At 68.2% G+C, this 12,052-nt stretch carries 15 protein-coding genes; 11 read left to right on the top strand and 4 right to left on the bottom strand.

Annotation, left to right across the window (positions count from 1 at the left end; all coding sequences use genetic code 11):
- Positions 1–24 precede the first annotated feature (24 nt).
- Both E0H75_RS44695 and E0H75_RS27370 read left to right on the top strand, forming a co-directional pair.
- On the top strand, positions 25–147 hold the full coding sequence (locus E0H75_RS44695) for a hypothetical protein (protein WP_272948931.1): 123 nt from the start codon (positions 25–27) through the stop codon (positions 145–147).
- Entirely contained in the window at positions 144–668 is a 525-nt protein-coding gene (locus E0H75_RS27370; protein ID WP_238163309.1) for a M28 family peptidase, read from the top strand. The genes E0H75_RS44695 and E0H75_RS27370 overlap by 4 nt, the downstream gene beginning before the upstream one ends.
- Positions 669–725: 57 nt before the next feature.
- Here the strand turns inward: E0H75_RS27370 and E0H75_RS27365 are convergent, their stop codons facing one another.
- On the bottom strand, positions 726–1,250 hold the full coding sequence (locus tag E0H75_RS27365) for a hypothetical protein (RefSeq protein ID WP_238163308.1): 525 nt from the start codon (positions 1,248–1,250) through the stop codon (positions 726–728).
- Positions 1,251–1,312: 62 nt separating this feature from the next.
- Positions 1,313–2,485 carry a phosphotransferase gene (locus E0H75_RS27360; RefSeq protein ID WP_131516499.1) on the bottom strand — a complete coding sequence of 391 codons (1,173 nt, stop codon included), beginning with the start codon at positions 2,483–2,485 and terminating at the stop codon, positions 1,313–1,315.
- Between the two features lie 114 nt (positions 2,486–2,599).
- Here E0H75_RS27360 and E0H75_RS27355 point away from each other — a divergent pair, with 114 nt between their 5' ends.
- Complete coding sequence (locus E0H75_RS27355) at positions 2,600–3,058, top strand: MarR family winged helix-turn-helix transcriptional regulator (protein ID WP_131516498.1); 459 nt, start codon at positions 2,600–2,602, stop codon at positions 3,056–3,058.
- On the opposite strand, the gene trhA is transcribed toward E0H75_RS27355, so the two are convergent.
- A complete protein-coding gene (gene trhA / locus E0H75_RS27350) occupies positions 3,055–3,750 on the bottom strand; it encodes a PAQR family membrane homeostasis protein TrhA (protein WP_131359390.1) in 696 nt (231 codons plus the stop codon). The genes E0H75_RS27355 and trhA overlap by 4 nt on opposite strands.
- A 258-nt stretch (positions 3,751–4,008) precedes the next feature.
- On the opposite strand from trhA, the gene E0H75_RS27345 reads away from it, so the two are divergent.
- Entirely contained in the window at positions 4,009–4,788 is a 780-nt protein-coding gene (locus E0H75_RS27345; RefSeq protein ID WP_131516497.1) for an isoprenyl transferase, read from the top strand.
- 88 nt (positions 4,789–4,876) lie between these two features.
- Here the strand turns inward: E0H75_RS27345 and E0H75_RS27340 are convergent, their stop codons facing one another.
- Positions 4,877–5,326 carry a hypothetical protein gene (locus tag E0H75_RS27340; protein WP_202873190.1) on the bottom strand — a complete coding sequence of 150 codons (450 nt, stop codon included), beginning with the start codon at positions 5,324–5,326 and terminating at the stop codon, positions 4,877–4,879.
- A gap of 399 nt (positions 5,327–5,725) precedes the next feature.
- Between E0H75_RS27340 and E0H75_RS27335 the strand changes: the two genes are divergently transcribed.
- The 7 genes from E0H75_RS27335 to E0H75_RS27305 all read left to right on the top strand — a co-directional run bounded on the left by E0H75_RS27335 (position 5,726) and on the right by E0H75_RS27305 (position 12,019).
- A complete protein-coding gene (locus E0H75_RS27335; RefSeq protein WP_131516496.1) occupies positions 5,726–7,060 on the top strand; it encodes a PhoH family protein in 1,335 nt (444 codons plus the stop codon).
- Between the two features lie 209 nt (positions 7,061–7,269).
- Positions 7,270–7,968: an aggregation-promoting factor C-terminal-like domain-containing protein gene (locus tag E0H75_RS27330; protein ID WP_131516495.1), complete on the top strand. Its 699-nt coding sequence runs from the start codon at positions 7,270–7,272 to the stop codon at positions 7,966–7,968.
- 99 nt (positions 7,969–8,067) lie between these two features.
- Positions 8,068–8,652, top strand: a complete 585-nt coding sequence (locus tag E0H75_RS27325) for a dihydrofolate reductase family protein (RefSeq protein ID WP_131516494.1) — start codon at positions 8,068–8,070, stop codon at positions 8,650–8,652.
- Between the two features lie 19 nt (positions 8,653–8,671).
- Positions 8,672–9,328: a spermine/spermidine synthase domain-containing protein gene (locus E0H75_RS27320; RefSeq protein ID WP_131516493.1), complete on the top strand. Its 657-nt coding sequence runs from the start codon at positions 8,672–8,674 to the stop codon at positions 9,326–9,328.
- Between the two features lie 44 nt (positions 9,329–9,372).
- Complete coding sequence (locus E0H75_RS27315; protein ID WP_131516492.1) at positions 9,373–10,776, top strand: class II fumarate hydratase; 1,404 nt, start codon at positions 9,373–9,375, stop codon at positions 10,774–10,776.
- A complete protein-coding gene (locus E0H75_RS27310; RefSeq protein ID WP_238163307.1) occupies positions 10,773–11,456 on the top strand; it encodes a ribonuclease FAU-1 family protein in 684 nt (227 codons plus the stop codon). The genes E0H75_RS27315 and E0H75_RS27310 overlap by 4 nt, the downstream gene beginning before the upstream one ends.
- A complete protein-coding gene (locus tag E0H75_RS27305; protein WP_131516491.1) occupies positions 11,453–12,019 on the top strand; it encodes a P-loop NTPase in 567 nt (188 codons plus the stop codon). Before E0H75_RS27310 ends, E0H75_RS27305 begins: the two co-directional genes overlap by 4 nt.
- Positions 12,020–12,052: the final 33 nt, after the last annotated feature.

Here is a 12,052-nt window from a genome sequence, read left to right as displayed (position 1 = left end):
CGCCCCGGCTGAAGGAGATCCACCATGCGTACCTTCCGGTACTCCGGACTCGGCGCTGTCCTCGTGGCCGGCGTACTGTTTGCCCCAGGCAACGTCGCCACCGCGGCCGAGTCGCCGGACATCTCCAGACCCCCAGGAACCGTTTGAGGTTCGGGTTCTGGGGTGCCGAGGAACTCGGGCTGGTCGGCTCGAGGTACTTGAACAACCTGCCCGGCACGGAACGCGACAAGATCGAGTTGTACCTGAACTTCGACATGATCGCGTCGCCGAACCCGGGCTACTTCGTGTACGACGACAATCCCGCGGGCAACGGCGCCCGCGACGACCTGGTCGCGTACTTCACCCAACAGAACGTCCAGACCGAGTTCATCGACGTCCGGGGCCGATCCGACCACGCCGCGTTCCGGTCGCTCGGCATCCCGACTGCCGGCACGTTCTCCGGCGCCGAGGAGACCAAGACGTCAGCCCAGGCCGCGAAGTGGGGTGGTACGGCGGGGCAGGCATTCGACCGCTGCTACCACCGGTCCTGCGACACCATCAGCAACCTGGACCTGACCTCGCTGGACCACCAGATCGATGCCATCGGCCACATGATCTGGACCTACACCCAGAAGGACTACACCAAGACGAGCTTCGTCATCGATGACACGGCGCTGAGTGTGGGCTGACAGCCTACGTCCGGGGCGCGCGGTCTCCGCCCAGACTTGCGCGCCCCGGACTCCCCGTTAGACCGGCTCGCAGAGTTTGCCCGGGGGGATGGTGGCTTGGGTGAGCAGTTGGTTCACCGACTCCGACATCGGCTTGAGCTGCGGGTCCTCGATGCGGGCCGTCTTCCCGTTCGCGGTGACCGCGAGGATCATGTCGTCGGGGTGCCGGGTGCTCGGTTTGGTAGGAGTGAGGCTGGCCCAGTCGACCTGCTGTGCGGCGGTCTGGATCGTCGTCAGCAGGGCAGCGTCCAGCTTGCACCGGACCGCCTGCTTGCCGCGCGAAGTCACCGTCGCGACGCCGTCGGTGCCGATCACCACCTTGTCGTCGAACCCGGCGAACCCACCGGTCCGGCTGACCGTGATCGGCAGAGCTGTGCCGGCCGGGGTCGACGGGCTCCCCGTGGGCGTACTGCTGGGCAGCGTCGGAGGAGCGGACGGCGTGCCGCCCGCACCATTGCCGGACTCGGCGCCACAGCCGACCAGGACCAGTCCGGCGACGGTGCTGATCGTGGCGACCACTGCGTACCTGCTGAGGTTCCTCACGCACCATGGATACATCCAGGCAGGCGGTTCGTTGCAGCTGTGACACGACCGAAATGTTCTTGTTAGACCACCCGCGACACCAGGTCGACCAGCACGCGGGTGAGCCGGACGCGGTCCTCGAACATCGCGAGCGTCGCGTCGTCGGTGGTCTTGGTGATCTGCTCCAGCGGCAGCGCGGTGAACGTCGCCCGGGCGCAGAGCGAGCCGAGATAGCCGTACTGCACCTGCTCCTCGGTCACCTGCATCCCGTCCTCGGCCAGGCCCTTCAGGAACGCCTTGAAGATCACGGTGTGCACGGCCGGCAGCGCATCGGGCGCCAGCTCACCGGCATGCGCCAGGCCGACGAGCAACTGCCCCAGGTCGAACCCGACCGCCTGGGGGCAGTCGAACCCCCAGTCGATCACCACGAACTCGTCCGGACTCCCCGCCGGAACCAGCAGATTCTGCGGACTCGCGTCCCCGTGCTGGTAGCACTGCGGTAGCGCGTCGAGCGCATCCAGTACGGCGGGCAAGCGCTCACCCAGGTCGAGCAGGTCGTCACGCAGACGGTGGTCGCCCAGATGGCAGACCGCCGCGGCCAGCATCGGCTGCCGCCACGTCTGCGGGTCGGCGATCGCCGGCAGTGCGGCCATCTGCACGCGGCCGCCCACGTAGTACCGCAGGCCGACGCCGGGAGTGGTGATGTCGTTGCGGGGGAGCAGCGGCTCGACCAGCTGCGGCTGGCGACGGGCGGAGAGACGCCCGAGCAGGTACGCCGCCCGCTCGAACCGCTCCATCGGCCATGGACCCGGCTCCTGGACGACGTTCTCCATCCACAGCGTGCCGCGATCGTCGTCGTACAGATCGATGCGGTACGCCGTGGCCAGCCGCAGGCCGTCCGGAAGCACGTCGGCGACGCCACTGCGGTGTACGGCGATCTCCAGCTGCCACGGCAGGTTCTGGACGAACGAGGCGCGGAACTGTTCTGGCACCGAGTCGATGAACTCCCAGTGCCGGACGGACTGGAGCTTCTTGATGAAGCAGGACCAGTCGACCGTGTCGCCGCCGGCCGTGGTCGCCGTACCGAAGAGCCGGAACAGGGCCTCGGTGCTCGGCGTGCCGATCAGGTAGTCGACCGGCTCGACCCGGACCGCGCCGGGCCGGGCTGCCGGGTCCCCGGTGATGGTCCGGACCAGATCGGTCAGGTCGTCGTCGCACAGGGCGTCCCGGCCCAGTGGTTCCAGAGTGGTGATCATGCGTCCCCCCAAAGCAGTCTGCCGCCCATCGTCCGCCCGCGCCTTCTGCCAGTCTTCAGAGCTGGCACGGAAAGAAGTAAAGCAGCCTTACTACCGAGATAGTAAAGTTGCCTTATGACTTCCGTCAACGGACTTCCGGGCACACCGGTGGAACCGGTCCGCTCCGATCACATCGCCGGGTTGCTCGGACTCGTGATGGCGCGCTTACGGGCAGAGATCCTGGCCGACTCCGAGCAGGCGTTCCCGGGGCTGCGGATCTCGCACTACCGGCTGCTCGAGATGATCCCGGCCGACGGCGGCCGGATCACCGACCTGGCCGAGGCGGCCGGGATGACCAAGCAGGGCCTCGGGCAGCACGTCGACTACCTGCAGCGACTGGGGTTCACCGAGTCGGACCGGCTGCGCGGTGACCGCCGGGTCCGGCTGGTACGTCGTACGCCGCGTGGCGACGAGGCGGTCGAGTTCAGCCGGGCCGCGATCGCCCGCGTGGAGGAGTTGTGGGAACAGCAGTTGGGCCGCGAAAGGTACGACGTACTGCGCGAGACCCTGAGGGATCTGGGAGACGCGCCCTAGCCGACCTGGTATGTCGCGATGCTGACGGCGATGTAGTGGCAGATGAACGCAGCCACGGTGAAGGCGTGGAAGATCTCGTGGAAGCCGAACCACAGGGGTGACGGGTTCGGCCGCTTGGTGCCGTAGATGACCGCGCCGATCGAGTAGAGCCCGCCGCCGACCGCGATCAGTGTGACCACGGCCGCGCCGCCCTGGTGGTAGATGTCGCCCATCCAGAAGATCGCCACCCAGCCGAGGGCGAGGTAGATCGGCGTGTAGAGCCAGCGCGGAGCGCTCACCCAGAAGATCCGGAACAGGATGCCGAGCAGTGCGCCGCCCCAGACCAGGCCGAGCATCAGCAGCCGGTTGTCGCCGTGCAGCAGGACCATCCCGAGCGGGGTGTAGGTGCCGGCGATCAGCAGAAAGATGTTGCTGTGGTCGAGCCGGCGCAGGATCGCCTCACCGGTCGGGCCCCAGTAGAACCGGTGGTACAGCGCGGAGATGCCGAACAGCAGCATCGCGCCCATGGTGTAGACCGCCGCGGCCCAGCGGGCCTCGGCGCCGGGGGCGAGACAGATCAGCACGATGCCGGCGGCGGTCGCGAACGGGAACGTGCCGGCGTGCAGCCAGCCGCGAAGCTTGGGCTTCAGCGGCGCGAGTCTTCCCGACAGCCGGTGACCGACTTCCTGGGGCTGGGCGCTGGTAGCGGTCATCGCCGTCCTTTCGAGGGGTGCCGGGCGGTTCAGTACCTACGCAACCGTAACCTACGGAACCGTAGGTTCCATCGTCCATAAGCATGAAATGTAGGCGACATCACCCCTTGGCACACCGCCACCCGCGTGTCCGACGCACGAACTTCGGCGAAAGTTCGAACCTCCGGGCAGCTTTCTGCGAGCCGCTCCAGGGCCTCTCAACAGCGGCCGATCTGGGCTAGCCTCGTGACCGAGAGTCTTCGAGGAGAGCACCTGCCCATGCGGACACCTGGCAAGCAAAAGCTGCGCGATGCGGTGTACGGCCTGTACGAACGCCGGCTGATCCGATCGCTGTCGCTGGACCGGATCCCGCGGCACATCGGCGTCATCATCGACGGCAACCGGCGCTGGGCCCGGGCCGTCGGCGACCCGGTGTCGCGCGGTCACGAGGCCGGGGCGAACAAGATCGTCGAGTTCCTCGACTGGTGCGACGACGTCGGCGTCAAGGTGGTCACCGTCTGGATGCTCTCCACCGACAATCTGAGCCGGCCGGCCGACGAGCTCGAGCCGCTGCTGCGGATCATCGAGCAGACCGTCGACGAGCTGACCGCGATCGGTCGCTGGCGGATCCACCCGGTCGGCGCCCTCGACCTGTTGCCCGGAGCCACCGCCGAGACGCTCAAGGCGGCCGAGACGGCCACGCACGGAGTCGACGGGATGCTGGTCAACGTCGCGGTCGGGTACGGCGGCCGCCGCGAGCTGGCCGACGCGGTCCGCTCGCTTCTGCACGAGGAGGCCGCGCAGGGCATCTCCATCGAGGAGTTGGCCGAGCGCGTCGACGTCGAGCACATCGCGCGGCACCTGTACACGAAGGGCCAGCCGGACCCGGACCTGGTCATCCGGACGTCGGGTGAGCAGCGCCTCGGCGGCTTCCTGCTCTGGCAGAGCGCGCTGAGCGAGTTCTACTTCTGTGAAGCCCTGTGGCCGGATTTCCGGCACGTCGACTTCCTGCGGGCGATCCGGAGCTACGCACAACGGGAGCGCCGCTTCGGGACGTGACCCAGGGCGGCGGCTCCCCAGACCACCCAGAGGATGCCGGGACCGTTCAGGGCCCAGTTGTCGCCGTCCAAAGGGAGCTGGGTGTTCATCAGGCCGGCCGGGATGAGAACCAGATCCAGCGCGGATAGACCTCGCCCCAGCGGTCGCCCACGCCGCCCTGTTCACCCGGTACGCCGGTGAACGCGAAGGCAACCAACGCAGGGGCCAGGGCAACCATCGCGATCAGTGTGTAGTCAGGGATCACCACCGCGAGCCCGATCGCCAGGACGGCGGCGATTGCCTGGAGCACCCAACCGCGGGCCGGGCGTCTGGTCATCACGATCGCCAGTACGGCGCCACCGAGACCGACGGCCGCCATGAGCGGGGCAACGACATGGGCCGGCGTGTCCTCCAGGATCGAGGCGGTTGCACGATCATCGGTCACTTTCGCGAACGGGTAGCCGGGTCCGCCGAGGGCCCAGTAGACGCCCAGAACGCCGTACGTCAGGGACCACAGAGCCGTCGCGTACCCGGTCCCCACCGGCCAGTTCTTCCGCATGTGACGAGACTGTCGCGGAGGGTCGCGGACCGGATCACTCCGCTGGGTGAACGACCTCCCCGGCGTGGGGGGAAGAAGTAACACGCCGTTAACCCCGTGGCCGGGCGTGTCGGAATGCGGGGTTTGCGCCGCCGACCTACGCTCCTTAGTGACGGTCGGAGGGGAAGCCGGCTGTCCGGGAGGCCCGATCAGCTTGAGAATCGTTCGCCAGCCGGTTGCCCCATGAGGGGCAGAACGGAGTGCCCGAGACCTCGCGTCTCGATCTCACTGGTTCCCGGATCTGCCCGTGCGGCGATCCGGAGGGGATCTGCACCAGATCCCCGGGCCAGCTCCCGGTCCATCACCTAACCACTGGTGGGCCGGGCGTGGTGCACGTCGCGGCCCGAGAGGACGTGCGACATGGCTGCCACCCACGCCAAGGCGTCAAGTACCTCATCCACACCGGCCCAGCGCACCTTCGTGCTGGACACCTCGGTGCTGCTGTCCGACCCGCACGCGATGCTGCGGTTCGACGAGCACGAGGTGGTCGTCCCGGTGGTCGTCGTCACCGAATTGGAGGCCAAACGGCATCACCCGGAACTCGGCTACTTCGCTCGCACCGCGCTGCGGCTGCTCGACGAGCTCCGGATCCAGTACGGACGTCTGGACGCGCCCCTGCCAGTGGGGGAGAAGGGTGGGACCCTCCGGGTCGAACTGAACCACACCGATCCGGAGAGCCTGCCGGCTGGTTTCCGGCTCGGCGACAACGACAGCCGCATCCTGGCCGTCGCCTGCAACTTCAAGTCCGAGGGTAGGGACGTCACGCTGGTCTCGAAGGACCTGCCGATGCGGGTCAAGGCGTCGGCCTGTGGCCTGATGGCCGAGGAGTACCGGGCCGAGCTGACGCTGGAGTCCGGCTGGACCGGGATGAGCGAGCTCGAGGTCGAGACCCACGTGGTCGACGACCTGTACGAGAACGGCGTACTGGAGCTGCCGCAGGCCGGTGAGTTCCCGACCCACACCGGCTTGGTGCTGCTGTCGGAGCGGGGCAGTGCGCTCGGCCGGGTGATGCCGGACAAGCGGGTCCGGCTGGTCCGGGGTGACCGGGAGGCGTTCGGGATCCGCGGCCGGTCGGCCGAGCAGCGGGTCGCGCTCGACCTGCTGCTGGACCCCGACGTCGGGATCATCTCGCTCGGCGGCCGGGCCGGCACCGGCAAGTCCGCGCTCGCGCTCTGCGCCGGCCTCGAGGCGGTGATGGAACGGCGGCAGCACAAGAAGGTGGTCGTCTTCCGGCCGCTGTTCGCGGTGGGCGGCCAGGAGCTCGGCTACCTGCCCGGCTCGGAGTCGGAGAAGATGCAGCCGTGGGCACAGGCCGTGTACGACACGCTCGGCGCGCTGACCAGCAGTGACGTGATCGACGAGGTGATCGACCGCGGCATGCTCGAAGTGCTGCCGCTGACCCACATCCGCGGCCGCTCACTGCACGACGCGTTCGTGATCGTCGACGAGGCCCAGTCGCTGGAGCGCAACGTCCTGCTGACGGTGCTGTCCCGGGTCGGCGCGAACTCGCGGGTCGTGCTCACCCACGACGTGGCCCAGCGCGACAACCTGCGGGTCGGCCGGCACGACGGTGTGGTCGCGGTGGTCGAGCAACTCAAGGGGCACCCACTGTTCGCCCACGTGACGCTGACCCGTTCGGAGCGGTCGCCGATCGCTGCGCTGGTCACCGAGATGCTGGACGATCTGCAGCTGTGACCGGGGCGGGGAAGGTATTGGTAAGGAGTGTTTCTACCCTTAGGTAATCTCTGTCTGTAAAACACGCGTAAGACTTCAGAGCATACGGTGCGGCCGCCCGTCGGGGCGGCCGCACCGTTGCCTGTGACCTGCTTGTGATCACGGTCCGTTTACGCCAGAGTATGTTCCTGTTGCCAGCCGACGGGGGTCGGGTTTCCTCGGAAGGACAGATGAAAGCGAAGCGCTCCGTCGCGGTTCTCTCAGTGACTGGAATCGTCGTCGTCTCCGTCGTCGCCGGTATCGACCTCTTCAGCTCCCCCGGGAGCAGCGTCGCCTCGGAACAGGTGTCCGGCCGGGCCGAGATGGCCGTGCTGAACAGCGAGAAGGCGCACGCGGCGAAAACGCCCTCGCTCAAGGGTCTCAGCCCCGATGAGCAGGCCAAGGAGGTCGTGCGGCTCCGCAACCAGGTCGAAGCCATCGCGGCGGCCAAGAAGGCGACGCAGGACAAGGCGGCCACGGTCCGCGCGGCCAAGAACGCGGCCCTGAAGCGGTACAAGGCGCTGCAGGAGAAGGACAACGACTCGCGCGAGGAGCGGGCCAGCCGCGACGCCGAGCGGAAGAAGCTCGAGGGCACGCCCAAGGAGGTCGCGATGAACCTCCTGCCCGACCACGGCTGGGGCGAGAGCCAGTTCAGCTGCCTCGAGAAGCTGTGGAACAAGGAGTCCCGCTGGCGCGTCGACGCCGACAACCCGACCTCCACGGCGTACGGCATCCCGCAGGCGCTGCCCGGCAACCGGATGGCGGCGTACGGCTCGGACTGGCGGACCAACCCGGTCACCCAGATCAAGTGGGGCCTGGACTACATCGAGGACGCGTACGGCTCGCCGTGCTCGGCCTGGGGGCACTCGCAGGCCAAGGGCTGGTACTGAGCCCTCTCCGTGGTGTTTCCGTGCTGATCGCGGAGGCGCGTACGGGCGTCTGACCGGCAGGCTTCGAGGAGTAGGAATCACCTCTTCGAAGGAGTCATCATGGCACTCGTCATCTCGGGCCTCTCGATGTCGCTGGACGGTTACATCACCGGCCCGGACGTGACCAGGGAACACCAGCTCGGCGTCGGCGGCGACATCCTGCACCGCTGGCTCTGGGAGCCGTTCCCGGAAGACACCGCAGTCCTGGACGGCATGGTCGCCTCGGCCGGCGCGATCCTGATGGGCCGACGGTCGTACGACCTGGCCGAGGGCGACGGCGGCTGGGGTGACGGCGGTCCGGCCGGGCAGCTGCCGTGCTTCGTCCTCACCCACAACCCGCCCGCTGCGGAGACCGTGCGGGCGCCGAAGGTGTTCACGTTCGTCAGCGAGGGCATCGAGGCGGCGGTCAAGGCGGCCAAGGATGCGGCCGGCGACCGGGTCGTCGGCGTGCACGGTGCGAGCGCGGCGCAGCAGTGCCTGGCCGCGGGACTGCTCGACGAGATCCAGATTCATCTGGTGCCGGTTCTGCTGCAGTCGGGGACGCCGCTGTTCGAGAATCTCGGCGGCAGGCAATACCAGCTGGAGCGGACCGACGTCGTACCGTCGGGCAATGCCACGCACCTGCGGTTCAAGGTGAACTACTGAGGCCTGGCAGGATGTCGGCGTGCCGGAGATCGCGCGGGAGAGCAGTGAACGGGGAGAGCTGGTCCTGCGGCGGCGTGACGACGACGGCGCCCTCGAGCTGCGGGTGAACGGCGTCTTCGTGATGGACGACCGTGAGACCTCCAGCGAGGAGCTCCTCGCGTCCGCAGCCCTGGCCTCGGTACAACGTCCTGATTGCGTCCTGGTCGGTGGTCTCGGGCTCGGCTACACCGTCCGTGCGTTGCTGACCGACGACCGGCTCGGTGCGGTCGTGGTCGCGGAGATCGAGCCGGACCTGGTGGCGTGGATGCGGTCAGGACTGGTGCCGTCGGTGCTGGACGATCCGCGGGTGTCCGTGGTCGTCGGCGACGTACGTGCGGTTGTTGCCGCGTCGGCCGATGCGTCCCTCGACGGGATCCTGCTGGATGTGGACAACGGCCCGGACTTCCTTGTCTACAACGAGAACTCGGCCATCTACGCGTCGCCGTTCCTGACAGTGTGCCGGTCGAAGCTGCGGGCCGGCGGCGCACTGACCGTCTGGTCGTCGTCAGCGTCGGATGCGTTGGAGACCGCGGTCACAGCGGTCTTCGGGGTGTGTTCGGTCACGCCTGTGCCGGTGACTCTGCAGGGGCGAGCCGAGACGTACTACGTGTACCAGGGTTCGTTATCCACAGTTTGACAATCGGTCGTCGGCGACTGCGTGGAGCGACGTACTCTGCAGGTATGGGTGACAATGCGGAATTCAGGATCGAGCACGACACGATGGGCGAGGTCAAGGTGCCTCGGGACGCGTTGTGGCGGGCGCAGACCCAGCGTGCGGTGGAGAACTTCCCGATCTCCGGCCGGCCGCTGGCGCCGGCGCTCATCCATGCGCTCGCCCAGATCAAGGCCTCGGCGGCGGTGGTGAACGCCGAGCTCGGCGTGCTGGACGGCGAGCGATCGGCCGCGATCGTGGCCGCCGCGGACCAGGTGACCGGCGGTGAGTACGACGCGGAGTTCCCGATCGATGTGTTCCAGACCGGCTCCGGCACCTCCACGAACATGAACGTCAATGAGGTGCTGGCCACGCTGGCGACCCGTGCCCTCGGCGCCGACGTGCATCCGAACGATCACGTGAACGCGTCGCAGTCGAGCAACGACACGTTCCCGTCGTCGATCCACGTCGCCGCCACCGCGGGTGTCGTCGAGGAGCTGTTGCCGGCACTCGAGCACCTGGCGGAATCCCTGTCCCGTAAGGGATCCGAGTTCGGTGAGGTGGTGAAGTCCGGGCGGACTCACCTGATGGACGCGACACCGGTGACGCTCGGGCAGGAGTTCAACGGGTACGCGCAGCAGGTGCGGCGCGGTGCGGATCGGGTGCGTGCGACGCTGCCGCGGGTCGCCGAGCTTCCACTGGGTGGCACGGCGGTCGGGACTGGGATCAACACACCACCAGGCTTTGCGGCGAAGGTGATCACCGAGCTGAACCGGCGCACCGGTCTGGAGTTGCGCGAGGCCGACGACCACTTCGAGGCGCAGGGTGCGCGCGACGGTCTGGTCGAGTTGTCGGGGCAGCTGAAGACGATCGCGGTCAGCCTGACCAAGATCTGCAACGACCTGCGCTGGATGGGATCCGGGCCGCGCGCCGGGCTCGGTGAGATCGCGCTGCCGGACCTGCAACCGGGCTCGAGCATCATGCCGGGCAAGGTGAACCCGGTCATCTGCGAGGCGACGCTGATGGTCGCCGCCCAGGTGATCGGCAACGACACCACGATCACCGTGGCCGGTGCCGGCGGAAACTTCGAGCTGAACGTGATGCTCCCGGTGATCGCGCGCAACCTACTCGAGTCGATCACCCTGCTGGCAAACAGTTCCCGGCTGCTGGCCGACCGCTGCGTCGACGGCATCACCGCGAACGTCGACCACTCCCGTGCGCTGGCCGAATCGTCGCCGTCGATCGTGACGCCGCTGAACCGCTACATCGGCTACGAGAACGCCGCCGCGGTGGCGAAGAGCGCACTCAAACAGGGCAAGACGATCCGCGAGGTCGTGATCGAGAACGGACATGTCGAGAAGGGCGATCTGACCGAGGAGCAGTTGGACGCGGCCCTCGACGTACTGTCCATGACCCGGCCGGCGCAGCCGTGACGGCAGCCGCGGCGGAGGCGCGCTTCTGGCAGCCGGGGACCACGATCGAGTGGGTGTACGAGGGGACCGGACGGCACGCGGACAAGCCGAACGTCCGGCCGATGACGGTGGTGCGTGACGACGAGGACGGCCTGGTTGCCTGGCTCGCTCCCGGCACGCCGCTGATCAAGCCCGTACTGGTGGACGGACGCGAGACGAGGTACGCCGGCCCGGTCGCGATGTTCACCGAGGACCGGGTGCTGAAGCTCGACGTCTGGCGCGGGACCGGGATCCTGAAGGTGTTGCCGCCGGGCAAGCCATGGTCGGTGTGGCACTTCTGGGCCGAGGACGGCAGCTTCCGCGGCTGGTACGTGAACCTCGAGACCCCGCACGTGCGCGATGCGGCGGCGCGCCGGACCAGCACTGTCGACCACGTCCTTGATCTGTGGATTCGACCGGATCGCACGATCGAGTGGAAGGATGAGGACGAGCTGGAGGGTGCGGTCACCGCTGGGCGCTTCACGGCGGCCGGGGCCGAGCGCATCATCGCCGATGCCCATGAGGCCGTCCGGGACATCGAGGCCTGGACGTCGCCGTTCTCGGACGGTTGGCAGAAGTGGACGGCGCCACCGGACTGGCGGCTGCCGATGGCGCCGACGTCGCATCAGCCGGTCCTGATCGCCGAAGAGTTGCACAGTTGAGCGCGCAGGCGCTGCTGCTCTCCGGCGGTGGGGGAGTTGGCAAGACCACGGTCGCTCAGGCGATCGCCCGCCTCCTCACGGCTGGTGGTCACCCGGCCGCCGTGCTCGACCTGGACGCCGTGGGCCAGTTCGGCCCGCCGCCACAGGCACCGACCGCGGCACCGGATTCGGTGCCGGATTCTGGGCCGCATTCTGGGCCGGATTCTGGGCTTCGGTTTTATGACCGGCTCAAGGCGCGCAACCTTGCGGCCGTTTGGCCCACCTACCGTGACGTGGGTGCCCGCTTCCTGATCGTGAGTGGGCATGTCGAGACCGCCGAGCTCAGAGCGGCGTACACGCAGGCGCTGGCCGACTGCGACGTACGGATGGTCAGGATGCTGACCTCGCCGGACCTGGTGGCAGCGCGGACCCGGTCGACCCGCGGACCCGACTGGGACCTGCAGGCGGCACTGGCCGAGGGCGCAACTCACCAGCCGATCGAGGACTTCACGGTCACCAACGACGGTTCTCCGGCGGAGACCGCGGCCGAGATCCTCGGCAAGGCCGGCTGGCCCGTCGGTTGACCGCTGACAACGGGTGCATCACGAGCGGTTCCA

Origin of the sequence: Kribbella capetownensis (genome assembly GCF_004331485.1) — a bacterium.
Lineage (GTDB): Bacteria > Actinomycetota > Actinomycetes > Propionibacteriales > Kribbellaceae > Kribbella > Kribbella capetownensis.
Note: the sequence above shows the minus strand (reverse complement) of the source record. Positions and strands in the feature narration are given on the sequence as shown.

Bases quoted from the DNA above. Each gene is read 5' to 3' on its own strand.
- E0H75_RS44695 (WP_272948931.1), top strand. From the start codon at position 25: ATGCGTACCTTCCGGTACTCCGGACTCGGCGCTGTCCTCGTGGCCGGC.
- E0H75_RS27360 (WP_131516499.1), bottom strand. From the start codon at position 2,485: ATGATCACCACTCTGGAACCACTGGGCCGGGACGCCCTGTGCGACGAC.
- E0H75_RS27355 (WP_131516498.1), top strand. From the start codon at position 2,600: ATGACTTCCGTCAACGGACTTCCGGGCACACCGGTGGAACCGGTCCGC.
- trhA (WP_131359390.1), bottom strand. From the start codon at position 3,750: ATGACCGCTACCAGCGCCCAGCCCCAGGAAGTCGGTCACCGGCTGTCG.
- E0H75_RS27345 (WP_131516497.1), top strand. From the start codon at position 4,009: ATGCGGACACCTGGCAAGCAAAAGCTGCGCGATGCGGTGTACGGCCTG.
- E0H75_RS27340 (WP_202873190.1), bottom strand. From the start codon at position 5,326: ATGCGGAAGAACTGGCCGGTGGGGACCGGGTACGCGACGGCTCTGTGG.
- E0H75_RS27335 (WP_131516496.1), top strand. From the start codon at position 5,726: ATGGCTGCCACCCACGCCAAGGCGTCAAGTACCTCATCCACACCGGCC.
- E0H75_RS27330 (WP_131516495.1), top strand. From the start codon at position 7,270: ATGAAAGCGAAGCGCTCCGTCGCGGTTCTCTCAGTGACTGGAATCGTC.
- E0H75_RS27325 (WP_131516494.1), top strand. From the start codon at position 8,068: ATGGCACTCGTCATCTCGGGCCTCTCGATGTCGCTGGACGGTTACATC.
- E0H75_RS27315 (WP_131516492.1), top strand. From the start codon at position 9,373: ATGGGTGACAATGCGGAATTCAGGATCGAGCACGACACGATGGGCGAG.